Source organism: Nonomuraea sp. NPDC049649, from assembly GCF_040675175.1.
GTDB lineage: Bacteria > Actinomycetota > Actinomycetes > Streptosporangiales > Streptosporangiaceae > Nonomuraea.
Map to the genome: position 1 here is coordinate 1 of NZ_JBFAOH010000003.1, position 21,376 is coordinate 21,376.

The following is a 21,376-nucleotide window of genomic DNA, read 5'->3' on the forward strand; positions in this document are numbered from 1 at the left end:
CCGGCCCGATCCGAGCACGAACAGTAGTCAACGACAACATCAGGGGGTCAAGATTCAACCGTCGTCAGGGGGTCAGAATTCGGCCGTCGTTGACAGCACTGACATTCGAGGCTCGGCAAGCTGACTCCGCGGAACAACGTCCCATCTCCAGGGTTACGAAAACTGATCGCGCACGCCACTCAACGGCGATGTGCTGTTGAAGTCGATGGAGGGGAGTATCCCTTCGCGACAGTCTCGTCACTAAAGGTGCCTGCACACCGCCTGCTCAGTGCGATTGTGCGAGTCACCCGGGGCTGCCGGGCGTCATCGCGCACGCGCATGGGGCCGGGAGAGACCTCCAGCACATTTTCAGGCATGCCCTGGATGTGCTGGAAACCCTCCTTGGTCTACCAGCTCATCCAGGCAAAGGGCTGGTAGGGAGACTGCGGTGACGATCACCGACTTCTTGGAGCACTTCGCCTCGATACTCGCGTCCGTCGCTGTTATCGCGGTGGCAGCACGGGACATCTCTCGCCGACAGCGACGCGGGCACCGTGGAGACGATCAGGGTGATGACCTCGAACCCTGACAAAAGCGAAGCCCCGGCGCGAATCATTGCCACCAATGCCGTGTCAGGGCTTCGACGTCTTCACCCAGGTTCTTCGGCGCAGATGTCGCGCAGGACAAGTAACGCAGGAGGACGTTACTGTTGAAGCCGTGATCATCTGGGTCGCTTCCTTCCCCCGATCCGGCAACACCTTCCTCCGCATCCTCCTCAACCAGCTGTACGGCGTACACACCTCCACCGTCTACGACGTCGACGGCGTGGCCGCCCGGCTCGGTCCTGAGGTGGTTGGCTACGAGGAGCGCCCGGCGTCGATCGAGGAGATGCGTGCCTCCGAGAAGCTGCATTTCATCAAGACCGACCGCCAGCGAACCTGGGAAGAGGACCGTGCGATCTGCCTCGTCCGAGACGGCCGTGACTCGATAGTCTCCTGGGCCCACCTGACGGGTGCGACCGACTTCGAGACCGAGCTCCGCACGATCATCAACCGCCGCGACGAGATAGGCACAGGCAACTGGGGCCGGAACGTCCTGAGCTGGCTACGCCCACCCGCGCCCCATCGCATCGTGCTCCGCTATGAGGACCTGATCGGCGAGCCGCGACGCACGGTCGAGCGGACGCTGGCCACACTGGCGCCGGAGCTACAGCCACTGCCCGATGCCCGAATCCCCACCTTCGCAGAACTCCACCAACTCGACGGCGACTTCTTCCGAAGAGGACACCCAGGCACACACACGGACGAACTCCCAGAGGACCTGCACCAGCTCTTCTGGTCCCGCCCCGACAACGTCACGGCGATGGAACTGCTGGGATATTCACGCTACTCGTGAAGCCGAGCCCTTTCCCCAATCACACCAGCAAGCCATGATCTGGCAACACTCCTGACCACGTTCTTGACGACAGGACGTTCGTACGCCCACAAGCGACCACATGAGACAGGAGCTCCACACAGACGACGGCGGGCCTGTTCCGAGAAAGCCCTCTACAACGTATGAACGAAGCACCCGGACGCGTCACCGATGCTCACCGTGATCCGCACCCGCCCTTCACGCGGCAGCAGAATCGACCCCGGATAGATCCGGTCCCCAAGTGACCCGTCGTCGTTCACCACAGCAGCCGTCGCCGCCGCGTCCCGCACGTAGTACGCGACCGTCCGGGACTCGACGTGCTCAACCCGGATCAGCGCGTCCAGATGCCCCTTGACGGGATCCTGCGCGACCCACAGCTTCGCCACCCCGCCCCGCTGGCTGCGCAAGTTCTCACCGAACGGCCCTGCCCGCACACCACCCACGGAGGCACCCTCATCCCCGGCCCGGTCGACATCCACACAGGGCACACCGCCGGAGGACGGGGTCGCGGGCGGTGAGACGGGCGTCGTCCAGGCGACCGTGCTCGGCGGCGGCACCGCCTCCGGCGGGCCCGCCGAACAGGCTGTCTGCGTCACTAACAGCATGACTGACGCCGAGAACGATATGACAGTTGATCTCATTGACCGCAGTATTACCGCCATTTATGATCACGTCTATGGATCTTGCTGATTTAGTGGGTCTGGGCTCTGGGATTATCGCCGCTCTTTTCGTCGCCAGCGGCGTTCCCAAGATCAGGAAACCGTTCGGGCTCGCGCTCGCCCTCGTCCGCTTCGGCGTCGTCCGGCGGGTGCGGCCCGGCCTGGGACGGCTCCTCGGCGCCCTGGAGGTCGCCGTCGGCGTGGCCGTCGCGGTCAGCCCGGTCGTCGCCCCGGCCGCGATCAGCGCTCTCGTCCTTCTGGTCGCCTTCACCGCGGTGGTGGTGCGGTCGGTCCTCGCCGGGCAGAGCGTGGAGTGCGCCTGCTTCGGTACGGGCGAGACGACCTCGTGGGTGACGGTGGCGAGGAACCTCGTCCTGATCGGCGTCGCGGCCTTCCTCGCGGCGGCGCCGGCGATTCCCACCGTGGATCAGCGCGTGTCCGGGCTGCTCGCCGGCACGGTCATCACCTGCGCGTATCTGCTGCTGTCCACGCTGGCCGTGCTCAAGCCGTTCAGCGTCCGGCTCGACGGGTGATTGGGGCGTCATGGGTAACACCGCGTTGTTGGTCCTCTGTTCGGTCTGGTTGCTGCTGCTCGGCCTCGGGCTGCTGGTCGTACGGCGCGAGTTGTCGATTCTCCAGGACCGGGTCGCGGTGAGCGGGGCCGCCCCCGCCGACGGGCTCGCCGTGGGCGCGCTCGCCCCGCACTTTCCCGGCCTGCGCTCGGACGACGTCGTCCTGTTCTTCTTCGGAGACTGCGAACCCTGCCACGAGATGGCGGCGGAGGTGGCGAAGTCCGCGGATCCGGGCGTCTTCGCCTGCGTGGTCAGCGACGGCACCATGCCGGGATCGTCGGCCGGTCTCGCGCGGATGCTGCCGCAGGACGCCCGCGTGCTCTCCGGTGACGCGGCCGCGACCGTGAGAGAGCGGTTCAAGGTCCGCTCCGGTCCCTTCGGCGTGGCGGTGGCCGACCGGCTGGTGGTGGCCAAGGGCGTGCTGCGCCACGCGGGCGACGTGGACCGTCTTCGTCAGGCCGCCCACGGCGCGGCCCCGGTGGGCGGATGAGGAGGAGACCGATGGGCGGCGTCCTGACCGGTTCCCGCCTCAGGCCGGCGCTGGCGCTTCCGCCGGCCGTGCTGGGCGTGATCGCCGGGCATCTCGCGGGTCTCCAGCCTTGGGCGCTGCTCGCGATAGCAGCGCTCGTCGTGGGAGTCGCGCAGCAGACCCTTCCTTGAGGCCCCAATGTGATCATTATGATCACGCGCGCCCGCGTGTCCGGGTGCTTCGGTTCCTCGGTGGTGGCCGGTGCCGTCCTCGTCCTCTCGGCGGTGGCAGGTGCGGCGCTCGCCGGGGCTTTCGCCGGTTTCCTCGGCGCGGCGGTGGAGCCCTCCCTCCGGGCTCTGCTCGCCTTGATCGCGGTGTCGGCCGTGCTGGTGGGCGCGGCGCTCCGTCCGGTTCCCTGGCAGCTCGACCGGGAGACCGACACCCGCTGGCTCGGGTACCAGGACTGGCGCACCGCCGCGTACAACGGCTTCGCGCTCGGTCTCGGCTTCACCACGCGGATCGGGTTCTGGCTCTGGTACGTGGTCCCGCTGTCCGCCTTCGTCGTGGCCGATCCGGTGCTGGGAGCGGCCGGCTACAGCGTGTTCGCGCTCACGCGGGTGGGCCTGTCCGCGCTGCTCACCTCGGCGGACGTCTATGTCGGCGGCGGGATCGCGCGGGCCCGCATGGTCGCCGACCCGCTGGCGTTCGCCGCGCTCGCCGCCCTCTATCCCGTGCTCATGCCGATGGTGTAACCAACAGAGAGGAAGCAGTAATGAGGGAGGAAACCACCAGACGCGGGCTGTTCGCCGGAATTCTCGGGGACCGGTCCGGCAACTCGCCGTTACCGCCGGCCGACGCCCCCGTGGGCGTCCTGGTCAGCGGTTCCGGCCAGGACGTGACCGTGAGCCGTTACGGCGCCCCGGCCGGTCTCACCGCCGCCGCGCCCGTCGCGGCCAAGGCGGAGGAACTGCCCTACGGCTGGTCGCTCAGGCCCGGCGACCTCGTCGTGATCGACGAGAACGCCCCGGGCGGTCCTGTCGCGGTCACCCTGCACCGCAACGTCCACGGGACCGTGACGCGGGTGACCGACGACAGCATCACGGTGGGCGGCCAGGTCTGCCTGCTCGACCCGCGCACGGTGCACTACGAGGGCCTGGCGAGCGAGCCGTCCGCCAAACCGCTGGCCCAGCCGCTGAAGACCGGCGACAGCGTCGTCCTGGAATGCTTCGACAACCGGGTGGACGGCACGCTGACCGTCCACTTCATGCGCCGGCTCAGGCAGGCCGCCTGATGGCGAACGTTCTCGCCGTCGTGCTGGTGGCGGCGTGCGTCGTCCTCACGGTGGCCTTCCTGGCCTGCCTGCGGGGAATCGCGGAGCTTCGCCTGCGCCTCACAGGGCGCGGCCTGGACCCCAGCGCCCAGCTGATCATCGGCAGGAAGCTCCCCGACAGCCTGGTCCGGCTGATCCCCGACCCGGCACAGGACACGCTGGTGCTCTTCATGTCCAGCACCTGCGGCACCTGTCACGGCCTCGCGGCCGACCTGGACGGGTTCCAGGACCGTCAGACGGTGGCGATCATCGCGGGCGACTCCACGGCCGAGTTGCGCACGATGCTCCCACCGCACGTCAAGGCGTTCGACGGAGAGCAGGCCGAGGCCGTCGACGCCGAGCTGCCCATGGCGTTGTGGCCCACCGTCGTCCTCCAGCGGGACGGCTTCCTGGTCGCGTTCGCGACGGGCAGCGGCGCGGACAGCGCCGAGGACCTCGAAGTGCTCTGGGAGCAGAGAGTGGACGTACCAGAGGGGATGAGCGCATGATCGTCGAGCACGTGAAGAAGACGCGGCTGACGAGGAACAGATTCTTCGCCATCGCCGGCGCGACCCTCGTCGGGGTCGCCAGCAACGCCTGGTTCCCCGGACGGGCCGAGGCGGCGCCGCCGAACGGCTGCTACGGCTACAACGGCTGTAGCTGCTGCTCGGCCACGAGTTGCTGCGCGAGCGGCTGCAGCAAGCTCTACACCTGCGGCGGCAAGCAGTGCTGGACGACGTGCGCCTACCTGGGCAGCACGCTGACCCGGTTCGACTGCTGCGACTACAGCAGGAACGGCAGCCCCTGCATCTGCAGGGTGAACTACCGGTCCTGCAACTGATCGAGAACACGGTGCGGCGGGCCGCCCCCGCCGCACCGTGATCCGCGCGCTCCGGGGAAACAAGACCACCGACCACGACGATCGTCCGCCGCGGCATCACCGCCGTCCAGAACCATGTCCACGATCTCGCCGTCCTGCGGGGTCTGCCGCTCGGTCCCGCCACTCCCTGACCTGGACGGAGTGCGGGAACCTCTCGGTCAGGACCCTGCCCAGCTCCTCGCTCCGATCGGTGACGGCTGAAGCCGGGCGCGAGAGATCCAAGGCAGAAGCGCCGCAGGAGAGCGCGCCGTCGAGGTCGCGGAGTTGCGCGCGGGCGATGGCGAGGTCGAGCAGGGTGATGGCCCGCCGGGTGGGGGAGATGCCGGGCGCGGAGGCGTAGAGGTCGAGTGCTTCCTTGGCGTGCGTCTCGGCCGCGCGTGGATCACGCAGCCACAGGTACGAGGTGGCGGCGAAGGAGTGGAAGCGGGCGACGTCGGCGGAGAACAGCCCGGCCTGATGAGCAGGCAAATGAACCGGCGCGGAACGCAAGGTTCCCAGGTCCCGGCCGAGCCTGGCGCTGATCCGCATCGTCTGAGCGGTCAGGCGTGCTGCGGCCGGGCTGCCGGCGGGTGCGAGGGCCGCGCCGGACAGCGCCGCATGCAGCGCTTCCGCCGGACGGTCGCCGTAGAGCAGGATCGTCGCCTCCACGTCCTTGGCCCACGCAGCCGTCTCGGCGTGCTCTGCCTCGTCGGCGTGCCGCCAGGCGTCGTGGGCGTAGGCGAGCGCGGTCCGTTGCCTGCCGCTGTCGTGGGCGAGCCAGGCGAGGATGGTCGAGAGCCACGCCGCGTCCACATAGAGATCGCGGCGCTGGCGCAGCGTGGTACGCCGCCGGAGCAGGGCGGCGACGTGACGGCGGTCCTGCCGCGCCGGTTCCCAGAGCTCCGAGGCGGGTCGCGTCGCGTAATCGGCACCGTAGGCCGCGATGGCCTGCCGTATCTGATCAAGCGTCGCCGCTCCCACGTCGGTCTCCTCGCTGTGGCGGGTGAACTCGCGGGGTTCGGCGTCTTCCGGCAGGCCGGCGAGGGCGGGCAGGAGAGCGGCGAATCTGAGGGCGTCTCGGCGGTTCGTGGGATCACCATCCTCGGCGTCGGACTCTTCACGAGTCGCAGGGAACAAGGTCGCTTCGTCGATCGACAGCGCGCGGCAGTAGAGCAACCGGTAGCGCTCGCTCAGCACGGTGATCTTGCCCGACTCCCAGCGCCGGATGGAGCGTACGAGCGCCTCATGATCGGGAAGGCTGTTCCGTTCGGATCCCGCAGCCTGGCGCAACTGCCGAGCCATCGTGTGGACGTCCCAGCAGCGGGCTTTCCGCTGCGCACGGACCAGCACGGCCCACTCGGGAAGCCGCGCGCTTCCTCGCGCCATCTCACCTCCGTGCACACGCCGACGCCGCAGCGCCCTGCTGCTTTTCGATTGTCGCTCCCACCGGCTTCCCGGTCACCCCGAAGAGGCTCACGGACACGGGGGGTGTCCGCCGCTGCTCCGGATTGTCGCCCTCCGCGACCACCTACGCCTGCCCTCTACTGGAGCCCATGCGCTTTCGGCAGAGCGAGGGAGCGGATCGTGCTCCTCGGCAGGGCACGGTCTGGCGGCTTCGCGACGACGCCCGGGCGGTGGGCGATGCGCGTGACCTCGCCCGGCGTGCGCTCCTGCTGGCCGGTCTGCGGCGGGATCTCGTGGAAGACGCCGTCCTGATGGTCAGCGAGCTGGCGACCAACGCGGTCTTGTACGGTGACCCGCCGTATGAGCTGGTGGTACGGGTCGATTCGGCCGAAGTCGTCTGCATGGTGGTCGACGCGGGGGCGGCTCTCCCGATCCTCAGGGGTGCGGATGCTCAGGCCGAGAACGGCCGAGGGCTCCTGATCGTGGCGGAGCTGTCGGGCGGGCTCTACGGCTGCGTCCCGCAGACGTTCGCGACCTGCCCGGGGATGGTGGGGAAGGCGAGCTGGTTCGCGCTGCCTCGCTCGCCTGGATGACCGCGGGACCGTATCCATCACCGGAAGGATTACAGGGTGATGGCGTTCTTGGCCCGGTCGGCCGACTCCTCCGAGGGGGGCCCGCCCGGGTTCTCGGTCGCCAGGGCCTGGTTGAGGGTGACGAAAGGACGCATGCGCGACTCGTACCGGTCGAAAGCGGTGAGGTGGCCGGCCGCGAGCAGTTTCGGCACCTCCCAGCGCAGCCCGCCGCACCGTCCGGCGACGAGGCGGCGCTGGGCGTCGAGGTCGCGGTGGTCGTAGGGGAGGGGGCCGGACTCGAAGCCGAGGTTGACGAGCTGGTCCTTCTCATGGCCGACGCCGCCTTCGGCGAGCAGGGCTACCCGGACGAGCCGCCGCCCGGCTGGCGGGCCCGCGCCGAGCAGGCGGCGCGCCCTGTGGGAGGGCATCGCCGCCACCACCCCTGGCTCGCCCAGCCCAACTCGCTCTTCCGCCCGCTGCCGCTCGCCGCCCTGGAAGAGCTCGGCCTGGACGAGACGGCCAGGCTCGACCTCCAGGTGGTGATCTACAGCCACGTGCAGGGCCTGGCCGTCCACCTCGAACGCGAAACCCTGGCCGAGGCCGACACCGGCCTGTCGGAGGAGCAGTGGATGGAGGCCCAGGCCCTTGCCCTCGGATCGATCGCCGCGACCGGCGCCTACCCGGCGTTCGCGCGGCTCATGACCGCGTTCCGGCGCGACGGCTACGACCTCGACCTCGACCGGCTGTTCGAGCTGGGCCTGCGCACCCTCCTCGACGGCCTCACCCTGCTCGCCGAGGACCGAAGGTCACGAATGGGACCCGCGTATTGATCGGTCCCATAGCAGGCTGTTAGACAGGGGCTCCGGTCGCTCAAGGCCTGAGGAACGGTGATCCCCCCATGCAGCAGTCCGTTCTCACCACCGTCATGCTTCCCGCCGCCCTCGCGCTGATCATGTTCGGCCTGGGGCTCTCCCTCACCCTCGCCGACTTCGGCCGCGTGGCCACCCGCCCGAAGGCCGTGATCGTGGCCCTGGTCGCGCAGGTGCTCGTCCTGCCCGCCCTCTGTTTCGGGCTGGTCGTGCTGTTCGGGCTGGATCCGCTGCTGGCCGTCGGCATGATGCTGCTCGCCGCCTCACCAGGCGGGACCACGGCCAACCTCTACAGCCACCTGTTCGGCGGCGACGTCGCGCTGAACATCACCCTCACCGCCGTCAACTCGGTGCTCGCCGTCTTCACCCTGCCCGTGGTGGTCAACCTGTCGCTCGCCCACTTCATGGGCGGCGGGCAGGACATCGGCCTCCAGGCGGACAAGGTGGTGCAGGTCTTCGCGATCGTGCTGGTGCCGGTCGCGGTCGGCATGCTGGTACGGCGGATCAGCGTCACCTTCGCCGACCGGATGGACAGACCGGTCAGGATCATGTCGGCGCTGGTGCTGGCGGCGGTCATCGTGGGCGCCATCGTCCAGGAACGGGAGCGGCTGGGCGGCTACATCGCCGCCGTCGGCCTGGTGGCGCTGCTGTTCAGCGTGATCAGCCTGACCGTCGGCTACTGGCTGCCCCGGCTGTTGAAGGTCGGGCGGCGGCAGGCCATCGCGTCCGGCATGGAGATCGGCATCCACAACAGCACCCTCGCCATCACCATCGCCCTGAGCCCGTCGCTGCTGGCCAACTCGACGATGGCGGTGCCGCCCGCCGTCTACGGGGTGCTGATGTTCGGCACCACCCTGGTCTTCGGCTATCTCGTACGACGCCGTACCGGCATCGCCGGCCCCGGCGAGCGGGAACCGGCGGCGGCGGGCTGATCAGGCGTTCATCGAGACCGCGGACGGCAGCGGCGGCAGCATGTGGACCCGGGCCGAGCCGATGTCGAAGTAGAGCCCCACCAGCTTGAGCCGGCCCGAGCGGACCTGCTCGTCGACCCGGCGGTAGGTGCGCAGGTTCTCCAGCTGCTGCTGCACGTTGACCTGGCAGAGCAGGTCGAGCGCCTCGGCGCCGATCCGGTCGCCCGCGGTCTCGATGAACCGGGCCAGGCTGTGGTTGCCGTGGCGCAGCCAGCGCCGCGTCGACGGCAGGCTGCCCGCCTTCAGCCCGCCGCTCAGCAGCCCGGCCATCGCCCCGCAGCCCGAGTGGCCGCACACCGTGATCGTGTGCACGCCCAGCACCTGCGTCGCGTACTCGATCGCCGCCCCCATCGAGTCGTCGTGTGGCTCGCTGCCGCGGCGCGGCACCAGGTTGCCGATGTTGCGCACGGTGAACAGGTCGCCCGGCCCGCTCGCGGTGATCAGGTTCGGCACGATCCGCGAGTCCGCGCATGTGATGAACAGGTGGGTGGGCTGCTGCTTGCGGGCCAGCTCGGTGAGGATGGGCCGCACCAGCGGCGCCGTGCGCCGGTGGAACTGGCGCGCGCCCTCGGTGATGAGACAGTCGGCCTCGGCGGGCTCGGCGTGCGCCATCAGCCGGTGCGCGGTGCGGGGACGGCGGTGCGCCCACGGCAGCCACGACCGGTCGGGCACGCTCGACGGGGTCTTCTCCGGATGCATGCGCACCCCGCTGGCCGCCATCGTGTACCACTCGTCGTGCAGCTCGTCTATGTCGACCGTGCCGCCCAGCCGTTCGTGCTCCAGCCGCCAGGCGTGGATCGCCTCGAAGGCGGCGTTGTCCATGAAGTCGATGTTCAGGTCCAGGTCCACGGCCACCCCCGGCGGGATGGCGCGCAGCTCCTGCGTCAGCCGCGGCACCCCGAGGAACGTGAGCGAACCGCAGATCGTCGCGTGGTGGCGCCCGTCGGGGTGCCGCCGGGTCCGCACCGTCACCCGGGTCAGCCTGCGCAGCGCCATCAGCGCCGCCAGCGCCAGCCCGAACAGCACCCCCTCGGCCAGCCCCAGCAGGATCACCGCCGCCATCGTCGCGAGGTAGACCGGCACCTCGCCGTGGCCGTGCACCTTGCGGACGTGGCCCAGGTTGACCATCTGGACGCCGATGAAGACCAGCAGCGCCGCCAGCGCCTCCATCGGGATCAGCTGGATCGTCCACCCGAACCCGATCGCGAACACCAGCACCCACACCCCGTGCAGCACCGTCGAGGCCCGGGTCCGGCCGCCCGCCCGCACGTTCGCGGTGCTGCGCACGATCACCCCGGCCAGCGGCAGCCCGCCCAGCGCTCCGGACACCATGTTCGCCACGCCCTGCCCGGTCAGCTCCTGGTCCAGGTCGGCGCGCGGCCCGGTGTGCATGCCGTCGACCGCAACCGAGCAGAGCAGCGACTCCACCCCGGCCAGCAGCGCCACCAGCAGCACCGCCGCCACGATCACATGGCCGTCGCCCTGCGGCAGCACCGGGAACGCCCACTCGTCGAACGCGCCGGACAGGTCGACCCGGGTGACGTCCCAGCCGAACGCCCACGCCGTCACCGCCGCCGCCAGCAGCGCGGCCAGCGGCGCCGGCACCGCCCTGACCGGCTTGGGCAGCCGCACCCAGACCGCGAGCACCGCGATCGTCAGTAACCCAACCGCGATCTTGTGACCGTGCAGCTCGGCGAGCTGGCCCGGCAGCTCCACCAGGCTGGCCAGCGCCGAACGCTGCGGACTGCCGCCCAGCACCACGTGCAGCTGCGACAGCGCGATCACCGCGCCCACCCCGGCCAGCATGCCGTGGACGACCGCGGGGGAGACCGCCAGCGCCGCCCTGGCCGCCCGGAAGAGGCCCAGCAGCAGCTGCACCGCGCCGGCCAGTAAAGTGATCATGCAGGTGGCCCGCCACCCGTAGGTCTGCACCAGCTCCGCCACCACGAGCGACAGCCCCGCCGCCGGGCCGCTCACCTGGACGACCGAGCCGCCCAGCGCGCCCGCGACCAGCCCGCCCACCACGGCGGCGATCAGCCCGGAGGCGAGCGGGGCGCCCGACGCCAGCGCGACACCCAGCGAGAGGGGGACCGCGACGAGGAAGACCACGACCGACGCGGGCAGGTCGTGGCGGAGCGTGCTCAGAACGCTACTCTTCGTGATGCGGGCCATGCGGAAAACCCTAGCGGCGCCTCGCTTTCCGCGAGGCGCTCGCGTCGGGTTTTACGGATTCCTGCCCCGCGCCCGGCGCGGGTCAGCGGTAGTAGTCGGGGAACTCCTGGTCAGGAGTGGTGCGCCGGCGGCCGCCGCGCTTGCGGGGGTCGGTCGCGCCGTACGTGTCGCCGCCGTAACCGGCGTCGGCCGGGGGAGCGGGCCAGGCGGGCTGTGCCGGAGGGGCGGGCGGTGCGGTGAAGACGCCGGTCTCGTACGCGGGCGGCGCAGGCGTGGGAGCCGGCGCGGGCGTCGGGGTCGGGGCGGCCAGGATGTCGTCGTAGGCCGGGGCGGGCCGCGCCGCGGCGGAGCCGGTCGGGGCGGACCCGGTCAGCGGGTCGGAGTCGTCGGCCACCGCCCAGCCGGCGCTCACCTCGTAGGAGGAGCGGTACGGCTGCTGCTGCTGGTCCTGCTGGAACGCCGGCCAGGAACCGCTCGCCGTGGGAGCGGGGTCGTCGAGGATGTCGGGCGACGGGGTGGCGGGCCAGCTCCCGGAGGTGGAGGCGGCGGGCTGGGCGGGCCAGGAGGGGTCGAGCGGGCTCGCGGCGGGGAACGGGTCGCTGGTCGGCGCGGCGTTGATCGGCGCGGCGGGCACCGCGGGGAAGGAGCCGCTGGAGGCGGGGTTGGCCGCGGGGGTGGAACCGGCGCCCGCGGCGGGCGTGGCCGGGCGGGAGCCGCTCTGGGGCTGCGCGGGGAGGGAGCCGCTGGTCAGCGGGTCGGGGCGGGGCGACGGCACGGGCTGGGCGCCCGCGCCCAGGATGCTCATCACATCAGAGGTCTGCGCCGGCGTCTGTGCGGACGACTGGGCCGATGTCTGTGCCGAGGACTGGGCCGGCGACTGTGTCGTGAACGCCACCGTGCGCTGCTCGGCCACCTCGGCGGCCGACGGGGCCGGGCGCTGCTGCACCGGCTCCACGAGATCGGCCAGGCCGGAAGCGGAAGCGGCGGCGGGCGCCGGGTTCGGCGACTTGGCCGGACGCTGCGGCAGCGGCGCCTGCACGGTGGCCGCGTTCGGGTCGGCCGCGGGACGGGTGCGCCTCGGGGCGGGCCGCGCCGAATCCGTGGAACGGTCCCTGGACACCGGCTCCTGCTCGCGCTCGGCCGGTCTCGACGACGCCTTGCGCGCCGCGACCGTGCCGCCCGCGCCGAAGCCGCCCTCCTCGGCGTCGCTCCGGATGCTGGCCCAGAACTGCTCGTCGTCCTCGTCCGACCGGGGGTTGCCCCACTCGTCGACGCCCCGCTTGCCCCGCTGACCGGTGCGGACCGGTTTGGGTTTGGGCTCGTCGATCGGGCTGAAGTCCGGGCTGAACTTGGTCAGTTTGGGCTCGTGAGCGGCGAACTCGTCGGTCGAGCGAGTCTTCGTCCTCTCTTCCTTCTCGGCCATCTCCTTCAGCCGTTCAGGAGGAAGCGAACTCTCCCGGCGGTTCATCGAACGCATGCCCATGGCCACGACGACGACCACGAGGAGCACAACAGCGACCAAGCTCACCACGACCGCAGTCATTGCACCACCCTCAAAGCCATGGCCTGCCTTCGGTGCCAGTGAGATCGCGCGGCCATCGACGCGATCTGCCCCCTTTGATCACCAGCACCTAACAATTGGATCTGATTCTGTCGGACTCCGATGAGCGTTGTCACACCCTAAGTGAAGAATTGGTAACCACAACTACCCATCGTGTCGCCCGGGTCACTCGATGTTCACCGCCGTCAGCCGGCCGCGCGCGATGGTGAGGTCCGCGATCCTTCTCAGGACGTCGGACAGGGAGTCGCTGTGCTCCTCCTCCACCTTCCCCCGCAACGTGTAGACGCTGAAGCGGTAGGCGCCCTTCACCACGCAGGGCGGTTCGTAGCCCGCCTTGCCGCTGGTGACCGTCGCCTGGCCGGAACCCTCGGGCGGGTCCTCGGCGGCGTTGGGCCCCAGCTCCGTCGTGGTCGCCGGGATGTTGTAGAGCACCCAGTAGACCCCCGACGACTCGGCGGAGTTGGAGTCGACGACGATCGCGACGGTCTCGGCCTCCTCCAGAGGGCGGCTCGACCAGCGCAGCGGCGGGCTGCCCTGGGTGCCCTGGCAGGAGAACTGCCGCGGCAGCGGACGGCCCTCGCGCAGGTCCGGGCTCGAGACGTTGATCCTCGCGATCTCCTGCGCCTCGGACGTGCCGACGATGGCGCCGCAACCCGACGCGGCGAGCACGGACGCCACGGCCGTCACCATGACGGCCGCCCGTCGCACGCGCCTCGTGCCGTTACACAGCCCCATGCCGCATGATGCTACGCGCGTCTCGGGCATGGGCTGACCGTTTCGGAAGGGTCGGTGGCCGGTAAAGCGTGGGAAATCCGCGACAATCGGAGCCATGGAGCGGACGACGGCGGACCCGCGCATGAGCTTCGCCATCCTCGGGCCGCTGGAGGCGCGGCGAGACGGCGAGCCCGTGGAGATCGCCGGGCGACGCCTCCGCACCCTGCTTGGCCTGCTGCTTCTGGACGCGGGCCGCACCGTGCCGGTCGACCGGCTGATCGCCGGAATTTGGGACGAGCGGGCGCCGTCCGGGGTGGGCAACGCCCTCCAGGCGCTCGTGTCGCGGCTGCGCGCCGCTCTCGGAAAAAACCGGGCGCTCGTCGTCGCCGGACCTTCCGGCTACCGGCTGGCGGTCGGGCCGGACCAGGTGGACGCGCTCCGTTTCACCGCGCTCGCCGACCGTGGCCAGGCGGCCCTGGCGGCCGGCGATCCGGGCGCGGCGGCCGGGCCGTTGCGGGAGGCGCTGGCGCTGTGGCGCGGGCCCGCGCTGGCTGGGCTGCCCGGCGACCTCGTCGCCTCCGGCGCGGCCCGGCTGGAAAGCCGCAGGCTGGCGGTGGCGGAGGACCGCATCGAGGCGGAACTCCTGCTCGGCCGGCTCGCCGGGCTCGCGGACGAACTGACGGGGCTGCTCGCCGCCCACCCGCTCCGCGAGCGCCTGCACGAGCTGCGCATGCGGGTCCTGTACGAGTCGGGCCGGCGAGTCGAGGCCCTGGCCGCGTACGAGAACGCCCGCCGGACCTTCCGCGACGAACTCGGCGCCGACCCGTCACCCGCCCTGGCGGACCTCCACCTGTCAATCCTCCGCGCCACCACCCAGCCCTCGACCCCACCCGCCCTCCCCGAATCCGCCGGTCCGTCCGACAGCCCCAACTCCACGGGTGCGCCTGCTCTTCCCGATTCCGCGAACTCTTCCGCTTTCCCCGGATCCGCAGCCCCGTCGTTCCTCCCGGAAGCAGTGAGTCCGCAAGGGCGATCGTCCAGCTCACCGCAGGGCTTTCACGCGGTCACCCCCGCGGCGGCCCGGACGTCATCGGAAGGGACGCAACGACGGCGGGGGAACCTGCGGGCCCGGCTGACCAGCTTCGTCGGCCGGGAGGAGGACCTGCGCCACACCGCCCGCCTGCTGACGGAGAACCGCCTGGTCACCCTCGTCGGCCCCGGCGGCGCGGGCAAGACCCGCCTCGCCCTGGAGATCGCCGAGTCCGCCGGGCCCGGGACGCCCGACGGCGTGTGGATCGCCGAGCTGGCCACCGCCCAGGACGCGGCCGGGGTGGTGCAGGCCCTGATCAGCGCGCTGGAGATGCGCGACGCGCTGCTCGCCCCCAGGGGCGGCGCCGCGCCGCCGAGGGGGCCGCTCGACCGGCTGGTGGCCGCGCTGCGCGACCGGCGGACCCTCATCGTCCTGGACAACTGCGAGCACGTCGTCGAGCACGCGGCCCGGGTCGCCGACCGGCTGCTCGCCGACTGCCCGGACGTCCGCGTCCTGGCCACCAGCCGCGAACCGCTCGGCATCACCGGCGAGGTCACCTGGCCCGTGCCCCCGCTCGGCCTGCCGCCCGCCGGCGCCGGCGCGGGCGAGGCCGCCGCCTACCCGGCCGTGCGGCTCTTCGCCGACCGGGCCGCCGCCGTCCGCCCCGGCTACCGGGTCGGCGCCGACGTGGAGGCGGTCACCGAGATCTGCCGGGCGCTCGACGGCATGCCGCTCGCCATCGAGCTGGCCGCGGCCCGGCTGCGGTCGCTGACCGCCGAGGAGATCGCCGCCCGGCTCGGCGGCCTGACCGGCAGGTTCCGCCTGCTCAGCAGCGGCAGCCGCACCGCGCAGCCCCGCCACCAGACGCTCCGCGCGGTCGTGGAGTGGAGCTGGGACCTGCTGGACGAGCAGGAGCGGACGCTCGGCCGCCGCCTGTCGGTGTTCGCGGGCGGCGCCACGCTCGCCACGATCGAGCGCCTGTACGGGGACGTGCTGGACCCGCTGTCGAGGCTGGTCGACAAGTCGTTCGTGGTGTTCGGCGACGGCCGCTACCGGATGCTGGAGACGATCCGCGCCTACGCCGCCGAACGCCTGGCCGAGGCGGGCGAGCTGGAGGAGGTGCGCCGGGCCCACGCACGCTACTTCACCGAACTGGCCGAGGCCGCCGAGCCGGGACTCCGTACCGGAACGCAGCTCGACCGGCTGGCCGAGCTGACCGCCGAGCACGAGAACCTGACGGCGGCGCTGCGCTGGGCCGTCGGCGCCGACCCCGAGACGGCGCTGCGGCTCGTCGGCGCGCTCGGCTGGTACTGGTGGCTCGGCGGGCACCGGACCGAGGCCGCCGTCCGGGCCCGCGAGGCGCTGGCGGCGGGGCGGGACGTCGACAGCCCCGCCCGCGCCCTCAGCCTGGCCGTGTACGTGCTCAACGGCGTCGGCACGCTGCTGACCTGGGACGAGGGCGAGCAGGCGCTGGCCGAGATGCGGCACCCGGACGACGATGCCCCGCCGCACCCGATCGTGGCGCTGGCCGGGGCGCTGACCGTGCTCTACGGCAGCGGCCGGCCCGGGGACGAGGCGAGGGTGCGGGAGCTGTGCCGCCACAGCGACCCGTGGGCGGCCGCCACCGGGCAGCTGCTGCTCTCGCTCGTACACTTCTCGGCCGGGCGGATCGGCGAGGGCGAGCGCGAGGCGCTGGCCGCGCTCGCCGGCTACCGCGCCGCCGGCGACCGCTGGGGGACGGCCACCGCCCTCGCCTGCCTGGCCGACGTGCACTTCCTGCGCGGCGAGATCGAACCCGCCCTGGAGATCATGCACGACGCGCTGGACCTGCTGGACGAGCTCGGCAGCGTCGAGGACACCGCCTACATGCGGGCCCGGATGGCGCTCGGGCTGAACCTGCTCGGCCGCCGCGAGGAGTCCGAGCGGCTGCTCGACGAGCTCGCCGGGCTGGTCAGCGGCATCGGCGACGAGGTCGGCGAGGCGGGCCTGGTGGCGGTCCTGGGCGACTTCCGGCGTCACGACGGCGACCTGGCCGCGGCCCGTGAGCACTACGCGCGGGCGCAGACCCTCATGGACTCCGCCCGGGGAGTGCCCGGCCAGATGGTGTCGGCGGTCAACTCCTCGCGCGGCCTGCTCGCCGTACAGGAAGGAGACCTCCCGGAGGCGCGGCGGCTGCTCGCGCTCGCGCTCAAGCAGGCCACCGAGGGGCGCGACGCGCAGCTCATCGGCGTCGCCGTGATCGCCTGCGCCGCCGTGGCGCTGGCGGCGGGCCGGCCGCAGGACGCGGCGGCGCTGCTCGGCGGCGCCGAGACGATCAGGGGCGTGGCCGCGGTCGTCGACCACGACCACGTACGGATCACCGCCGAGGCCAGGGCCGCGCTCGGGGAACGGGAGTTCGACCGCCACCACGGACGCGGCCGCCGGATGAGCCGGGACGAGGTGGCCGGGCTCGCCCTGCGGGTGTGAATGATCCCATTCACGCGGTGCGGCGGAACACCCGGATCGCCAGCGGCGCGAAGACCACCATGAACCCCGCCGCCCACAGCAGCGACACCAGCGCCGGCTGAGCCACCTCGCCGCCGATCAGCAGCCCCCGGATCGCGTCGGACAGATGCGTCACCGGGTTGACCCGCGCCCACGCCGCCAGCCACCCCGGGAACGTGTCGGGATTGACCAGCGCGCTGCTGGTGAAGGTCAGCGGCATCATCAGCGAGAAGGCGAACATCTGCACCTTCTCCGGGTTGGACGCCGTCAGCCCGATCAGCACCGACAGCCACGACATGGCCAGCGCCACCACCACGAGCAGCGCCAGCGCCCCCAGCACCCCGGCCACCCCGGTCGTCACCCGGAACCCCAGCACCATGCCGAACCCGATCAGCAGCGCGAACGCCCAGACCTGCTTGAACGTGTCGGCGATGATCCGCCCCGCCAGCGGCGCCGACCGGGCGATCGGCAGGCTCCTGAGCCGGTCGAAGACGCCCTTGGTGATGTCGGTGTTGAGGCCGATGGCCGTGGACAGCGTGTAGAACAGGGCGTTCTGCACCAGCAGCCCGGGCAGCGCGAACTGCAGGTAGTCGCCCGTCGAGCCGGAGATCGCGCCGCCGAACACGTACGTGAACAGCAGCAGGAACATGATCGGCTGGATGCTCAGATCCAGCAGCTCCCACGGGTTGTGCTTGATCTGCACCAGGCTGCGCCAGGCCAGCGTGAACGTCTGGCTCACCGTGGCGCCGGGGCTCACCCGCCTGGGCGGCGCCGGCAGCGTCGTCGCGGTCACGCGTAGACCTCCTCTTCCTCCACGGCCCGCTCCTCGGCGCGCCGCCCGGTCAGCGCCAGGAACACCTCGTCCAGACTCGACTTGCGCAGCGTCAGCTCCGAGGCGACGACCCCCAGGTCGTCGAGGCGGCGGACGATCGCCGGCACCACGGCGGGGTCGCGCACGGCCGCCGTCAGCCGCCCGCCCGACACCTCGGGGGCCTCGCCCACGACGTCCTCGACCACCGACGACACCAGCTCCAGCTGATCACCGGCGGCCGGGCGCACCTCCAAAACCTGCGCGCCGGTGGTGGCCTTCAGCTCGTCGGAGGTGCCCGACGCGATCACCCTGCCGTGGTCGAACACCACGATGTCGTCGGCGAGCTGGTCGGCCTCCTCCAGGTACTGAGTGGTCAGCAGCACGGTCACGCCGTCGGCCATCAGCCCCCGCACCACCCCCCACAGCTCGGTGCGGCTGCGCGGGTCGAGGCCGGTCGTCGGCTCGTCCAGGAAGAGCACCTGCGGGCGGCCCACCAGGCTCGCCGCCAGATCCAGCCGCCTGCGCATACCGCCCGAATACGTCTTCGCCGCCCGGCCCCCCGCCTCGGCCAGGTCGAACCTCTCCAGCAGCGCCCCGGCCCGCCCCCGCGCCTCCCGCCTCGACAGGCCGAGCAGCCGGCCGATCATCACCAGGTTCTCGACGCCGGTCAGCATCTCGTCGACCGCCGCGTACTGGCCCGTCAGCCCGATCAGGGACCGCACCTGATGAGCCTGGCGGGTCACGTCGAACCCGAGCACCGACGCGCGGCCCGCGTCGGGCGTCAGCAGCGTCGCCAGGACGCGCACGGCGGTGGTCTTGCCCGCCCCGTTGGGGCCCAGCACCCCGAGCAGCCTGCCCGGCGGCACGGCCAGGTCGACGCCGTCCAGCGCCCTGGTCTCGCCGTAGCGTTTGACCAGCCCCTCGGCCTCGATCGCGTAGTGGTCTCGTGTCATGGGACCAGTCTTCCGGGGGCCACTGACATTCCCCGGAGACGGATTCGGACACCGCTGACAGATCGCTGATATGCCGCGAGCCCTAAGCTGTTCACTGTGACGTCATCAGGACCCTTGCGCGACCCGGTCAACCAGGTCTCGCCCCGGGCCCGCGGGCTCTGGCTGCTGGAAGCGCTGTTCGGATTCGTGCTGCTCGTCGGCGGGTCGGTGCTGGCAGGCGGCTGGCTGGGCGGCAGCGGGTGGGCGTTCGTGCCCGACTGGTTCGCCGCCAGGCCCTGGCTGCTGCCGGTCGCGGTGACGGTGCTCACGCTGCCGTTCCTGGTCGCCGAGCCGTTCGTGCGGTACGCGGTACACCGGTGGGAGCTGTCCGGTGACGTCGTCTACGCGCGGCAGGGATTCCTGACCAGAGAGTGGGTGTTCGTCCCGGTCAGCCGCATCCAGACGGTCGACAAGGGGCAGGGGTGGCTGGAACGGATGCTGGGCCTCGCGACCCTGGAGATCCGCACCGCCTCCCACGCCGGCTCCTCGACCATCAAGGGACTGGACTTCCGGGTGGCGGCGGAACTCGCCGAGACGCTGGCCCGCCGCGCCGAGCAACTCAGGGACGACGCGACATGACCGACCCCGACCACCCGCCCCACACCCCGGACAACCCCGGTCCGCCCTCGGACGACCGCGCACCGTCCACGGGTGCTCCATCTCCGGACGGTCCGCCTCAAACCTCACCGCCCACCCCGAGCACGCCCGCAGGTGGCCCGCCGCCGAATGATGAGGCTCCGACACCGGAGGGTCCGGCACCTTCAGCTGGGGGCCCGCCCGGCGAGGGGTGGGTGGCTCCGACCGGTGGCCCGCCTCCTGGATACGGCCCGCACCTGCCTCCTCATGGGTCGCCTTACGGTGGGATGCCGCCTCAGGGACCCCCGCACGGTGGGATGCCTCCGCAAGGACCTCCCTACGGTGGGATGCCGCCTCAAGGGCCGCCTTACGGCGGGATGCCGGTGTCGTTGCGGTTGAGCCCCAAGGTGCTGCTCATCGACCCCGTACGGATGCTGCCCTCGCTGCTGGTGCCCCTGATCGGTGTGCTGCTCGTGGGCGGATTCTCGACCAGGTCCTATGTGTGGGCGGCGGTCGGCCTGGTCGGCACGGTGGTGGTCGCCCTCATCCGGTGGGCCACGTTCACGTACGAGATCGCCAGCGACCGGGTGGAGATCAAACGCTCGCTCATCAGCCGCTCGATCCGCACCATCCCGCTGGAACGGGTACGCGGCGTAGACGTGTCCACCCCGCCTATGCACCGCCTCCTCGGCCTGGCCGTACTGAAGATCGACACCGGCGCGAGCGGCGACGACGCCGAGGCCACCCTCGACGGCATCACCGTCGAGGAGGCCGAACGCCTCAGACCCCTCCTCCTCCGGAAGGCCCCCGCCGCCGCCAGCACGACCGCCACCCCGGCAGCGGAGGAGGGGCCGTCCGAGCGGGTCATCATCGCCGTCCCGCGCAGGTGGCTCCTGTACGGGCCGCTGTCCGGCGCGTACCTGCTGACCCCGTTCGCGCTCGCGGGCGGCGCCATCGGCCTCGCCTTCCAGTGGGGCGACGACCTCGGCTTCGGCCAGGACGCCGCCTGGAGCGTCGGCCAGTGGCTGTGGCAGCGCCCGTCGCTGCTGGTGGCCGCCGTGGTGCTGCTGGTGGTGGCGATGCCGATCGCGGGCGGCGTCATGTACGCGGTCTTCAACTGGGACTTCCGTCTCAAACGCCGCGACGGCTACCTGGTGGCCGAACGCGGGCTGATCAACCGGCGCAGCGTGTCGCTGGAGTCCCGCCGGGTGCGCGGCTACGAGATCGTCGACGGCCTCGCCGAACGCTGGGCGGGCGTCGTCCGCGCCTGGGCCATCGTCACCGGGCTCGGCGACTCCGAGACGCGCGGGCAGCTCCTGCCGGTGGTCCCGCGTACGGACGCCCTGACGGTCACCGGCGACGCCATCGGCCCCTACCGCGCCGACCTGCGCGCCCACCCGCCCATCGCCCGCAACCGCCGCCTGTTCAGAGCGGTCGTCCCGTGGCTCGTCCTGGCGGCGCTGGCCGCGCTGCTGCTCTCCACGACGGGACTGGCCGTGTGGTGGGCGCTCCTCGTGATCGCCCTCATCCTGGCTGCCCTCGGGGTCCCGCTCGGGCTCGACCGCTACCGCCAGCTCGGCCACGGCTACGACGGCGCCCGCGTGGCGGTCCGCTCGGGCTCGCTCAGAAGGTCGACGGCGGTGGTGGAACGCCGCGCCGTGGTCGGCTGGCGGCTCCGGCAGACCTGGTTCCAGCGCCGGGCAGGCGTCCTCACCCTGACCGTCGGCACCGGCGCCGGCAAGGGCGGCTACTCGGCCGTCGACGTCTCCTCAACCCAGGCCAGAGACTTCCCGTCCGAAGTGACCCCCGAATGGCTGGCCCCCTTCCTCCACCCCCCACCAGACCAGCACACCCTCTGACACCGCCCACCAGCGACCGGCTGTAGTGCCACCGACGTGCGTTCGGACGCCATGCCCTCAACGGTGTGCGCCCCGTGGATAGGTACGGTGGCGAGCCCGAT

Annotated in this window: 22 protein-coding genes; 14 read left to right on the plus strand and 8 right to left on the minus strand. The window is 71.7% G+C overall.

From position 1 onward, the window contains the following. Positions 1-696: 696 nt before the first annotated feature. On the plus strand, positions 697-1,374 hold the full coding sequence (locus AB0J42_RS05350) for a sulfotransferase domain-containing protein (protein ID WP_364289144.1): 678 nt from the start codon (positions 697-699) through the stop codon (positions 1,372-1,374). A gap of 152 nt (positions 1,375-1,526) precedes the next feature. On the opposite strand, the gene AB0J42_RS05355 is transcribed toward AB0J42_RS05350, so the two are convergent. Beyond that, positions 1,527-1,871, minus strand: coding sequence for a hypothetical protein (locus tag AB0J42_RS05355; RefSeq protein WP_364289146.1), 345 nt, complete (start codon positions 1,869-1,871; stop codon positions 1,527-1,529). A 197-nt stretch (positions 1,872-2,068) separates the two neighbouring features. Between AB0J42_RS05355 and AB0J42_RS05360 the strand changes: the two genes are divergently transcribed. The 7 genes from AB0J42_RS05360 to AB0J42_RS05390 are packed head-to-tail and all read left to right on the plus strand — an operon-like array spanning position 2,069 to position 5,242. Beyond that, positions 2,069-2,584 carry a MauE/DoxX family redox-associated membrane protein gene (locus AB0J42_RS05360; protein ID WP_364289148.1) on the plus strand — a complete coding sequence of 172 codons (516 nt, stop codon included), beginning with the start codon at positions 2,069-2,071 and terminating at the stop codon, positions 2,582-2,584. Positions 2,585-2,612: 28 nt separating this feature from the next. Beyond that, a complete protein-coding gene (locus tag AB0J42_RS05365) occupies positions 2,613-3,113 on the plus strand; it encodes a hypothetical protein (protein ID WP_364289150.1) in 501 nt (166 codons plus the stop codon). Between the two features lie 11 nt (positions 3,114-3,124). After that, on the plus strand, positions 3,125-3,283 hold the full coding sequence (locus AB0J42_RS05370) for a hypothetical protein (protein WP_364289152.1): 159 nt from the start codon (positions 3,125-3,127) through the stop codon (positions 3,281-3,283). Positions 3,284-3,301: 18 nt separating this feature from the next. After that, positions 3,302-3,844: a hypothetical protein gene (locus AB0J42_RS05375; protein WP_364289154.1), complete on the plus strand. Its 543-nt coding sequence runs from the start codon at positions 3,302-3,304 to the stop codon at positions 3,842-3,844. A 20-nt stretch (positions 3,845-3,864) separates the two neighbouring features. Then, positions 3,865-4,383 (plus strand): DUF5666 domain-containing protein, encoded by a 519-nt coding sequence (locus AB0J42_RS05380; protein WP_364289156.1) that lies wholly within the window; start codon positions 3,865-3,867, stop codon positions 4,381-4,383. Further along, the gene (locus AB0J42_RS05385) at positions 4,383-4,910 is read left to right on the plus strand and encodes a hypothetical protein (RefSeq protein WP_364289158.1); all 528 of its coding nucleotides are present in this window, start codon (positions 4,383-4,385) and stop codon (positions 4,908-4,910) included. The genes AB0J42_RS05380 and AB0J42_RS05385 overlap by 1 nt, the downstream gene beginning before the upstream one ends. After that, positions 4,907-5,242 (plus strand): hypothetical protein, encoded by a 336-nt coding sequence (locus AB0J42_RS05390; protein ID WP_364289160.1) that lies wholly within the window; start codon positions 4,907-4,909, stop codon positions 5,240-5,242. Before AB0J42_RS05385 ends, AB0J42_RS05390 begins: the two co-directional genes overlap by 4 nt. A gap of 96 nt (positions 5,243-5,338) precedes the next feature. Here AB0J42_RS05390 and AB0J42_RS05395 read toward each other — a convergent pair whose 3' ends face one another. Continuing rightward, the gene (locus AB0J42_RS05395; RefSeq protein WP_364289162.1) at positions 5,339-6,646 is read right to left on the minus strand and encodes a hypothetical protein; all 1,308 of its coding nucleotides are present in this window, start codon (positions 6,644-6,646) and stop codon (positions 5,339-5,341) included. Positions 6,647-6,813: 167 nt separating this feature from the next. Here AB0J42_RS05395 and AB0J42_RS05400 point away from each other — a divergent pair, with 167 nt between their 5' ends. Beyond that, entirely contained in the window at positions 6,814-7,257 is a 444-nt protein-coding gene (locus tag AB0J42_RS05400) for an ATP-binding protein (protein WP_364289164.1), read from the plus strand. Between the two features lie 29 nt (positions 7,258-7,286). Here the strand turns inward: AB0J42_RS05400 and AB0J42_RS05405 are convergent, their stop codons facing one another. Then, positions 7,287-7,664 carry a hypothetical protein gene (locus tag AB0J42_RS05405; RefSeq protein ID WP_364289166.1) on the minus strand — a complete coding sequence of 126 codons (378 nt, stop codon included), beginning with the start codon at positions 7,662-7,664 and terminating at the stop codon, positions 7,287-7,289. On the opposite strand from AB0J42_RS05405, the gene AB0J42_RS05410 reads away from it, so the two are divergent. Together AB0J42_RS05410 and AB0J42_RS05415 are read left to right on the plus strand one after the other, a co-directional pair. Next, complete coding sequence (locus AB0J42_RS05410; protein WP_364289168.1) at positions 7,653-8,066, plus strand: TetR/AcrR family transcriptional regulator C-terminal domain-containing protein; 414 nt, start codon at positions 7,653-7,655, stop codon at positions 8,064-8,066. The two genes, AB0J42_RS05405 and AB0J42_RS05410, sit on opposite strands and share 12 nt — an antisense overlap. A gap of 68 nt (positions 8,067-8,134) precedes the next feature. Further along, entirely contained in the window at positions 8,135-9,037 is a 903-nt protein-coding gene (locus AB0J42_RS05415; RefSeq protein ID WP_364289170.1) for a bile acid:sodium symporter family protein, read from the plus strand. Here the strand turns inward: AB0J42_RS05415 and AB0J42_RS05420 are convergent, their stop codons facing one another. From AB0J42_RS05420 to AB0J42_RS05430, 3 genes are all read right to left on the minus strand, one after another. Beyond that, a complete protein-coding gene (locus AB0J42_RS05420; RefSeq protein WP_364289172.1) occupies positions 9,038-11,248 on the minus strand; it encodes a SulP family inorganic anion transporter in 2,211 nt (736 codons plus the stop codon). It lies immediately after the preceding gene. 82 nt (positions 11,249-11,330) lie between these two features. After that, positions 11,331-12,791 carry a hypothetical protein gene (locus AB0J42_RS05425; protein WP_364289174.1) on the minus strand — a complete coding sequence of 487 codons (1,461 nt, stop codon included), beginning with the start codon at positions 12,789-12,791 and terminating at the stop codon, positions 11,331-11,333. 183 nt (positions 12,792-12,974) lie between these two features. After that, positions 12,975-13,544, minus strand: a complete 570-nt coding sequence (locus tag AB0J42_RS05430) for a YbhB/YbcL family Raf kinase inhibitor-like protein (RefSeq protein ID WP_364289176.1) — start codon at positions 13,542-13,544, stop codon at positions 12,975-12,977. 94 nt (positions 13,545-13,638) lie between these two features. On the opposite strand from AB0J42_RS05430, the gene AB0J42_RS05435 reads away from it, so the two are divergent. After that, the gene (locus tag AB0J42_RS05435; RefSeq protein ID WP_364289178.1) at positions 13,639-17,019 is read left to right on the plus strand and encodes a BTAD domain-containing putative transcriptional regulator; all 3,381 of its coding nucleotides are present in this window, start codon (positions 13,639-13,641) and stop codon (positions 17,017-17,019) included. Positions 17,020-17,029: 10 nt separating this feature from the next. On the opposite strand, the gene AB0J42_RS05440 is transcribed toward AB0J42_RS05435, so the two are convergent. Both AB0J42_RS05440 and AB0J42_RS05445 read right to left on the minus strand, forming a co-directional pair. Further along, positions 17,030-17,830: an ABC transporter permease gene (locus AB0J42_RS05440; RefSeq protein WP_364289180.1), complete on the minus strand. Its 801-nt coding sequence runs from the start codon at positions 17,828-17,830 to the stop codon at positions 17,030-17,032. Next, positions 17,827-18,801, minus strand: a complete 975-nt coding sequence (locus AB0J42_RS05445) for an ATP-binding cassette domain-containing protein (protein ID WP_364289182.1) — start codon at positions 18,799-18,801, stop codon at positions 17,827-17,829. The genes AB0J42_RS05440 and AB0J42_RS05445 overlap by 4 nt, the downstream gene beginning before the upstream one ends. A 96-nt stretch (positions 18,802-18,897) precedes the next feature. On the opposite strand from AB0J42_RS05445, the gene AB0J42_RS05450 reads away from it, so the two are divergent. Together AB0J42_RS05450 and AB0J42_RS05455 are read left to right on the plus strand one after the other, a co-directional pair. Continuing rightward, positions 18,898-19,419, plus strand: a complete 522-nt coding sequence (locus AB0J42_RS05450) for a PH domain-containing protein (RefSeq protein ID WP_364289184.1) — start codon at positions 18,898-18,900, stop codon at positions 19,417-19,419. Between the two features lie 380 nt (positions 19,420-19,799). After that, positions 19,800-21,275 carry a PH domain-containing protein gene (locus AB0J42_RS05455; RefSeq protein ID WP_364289186.1) on the plus strand — a complete coding sequence of 492 codons (1,476 nt, stop codon included), beginning with the start codon at positions 19,800-19,802 and terminating at the stop codon, positions 21,273-21,275. Positions 21,276-21,376: the final 101 nt, after the last annotated feature.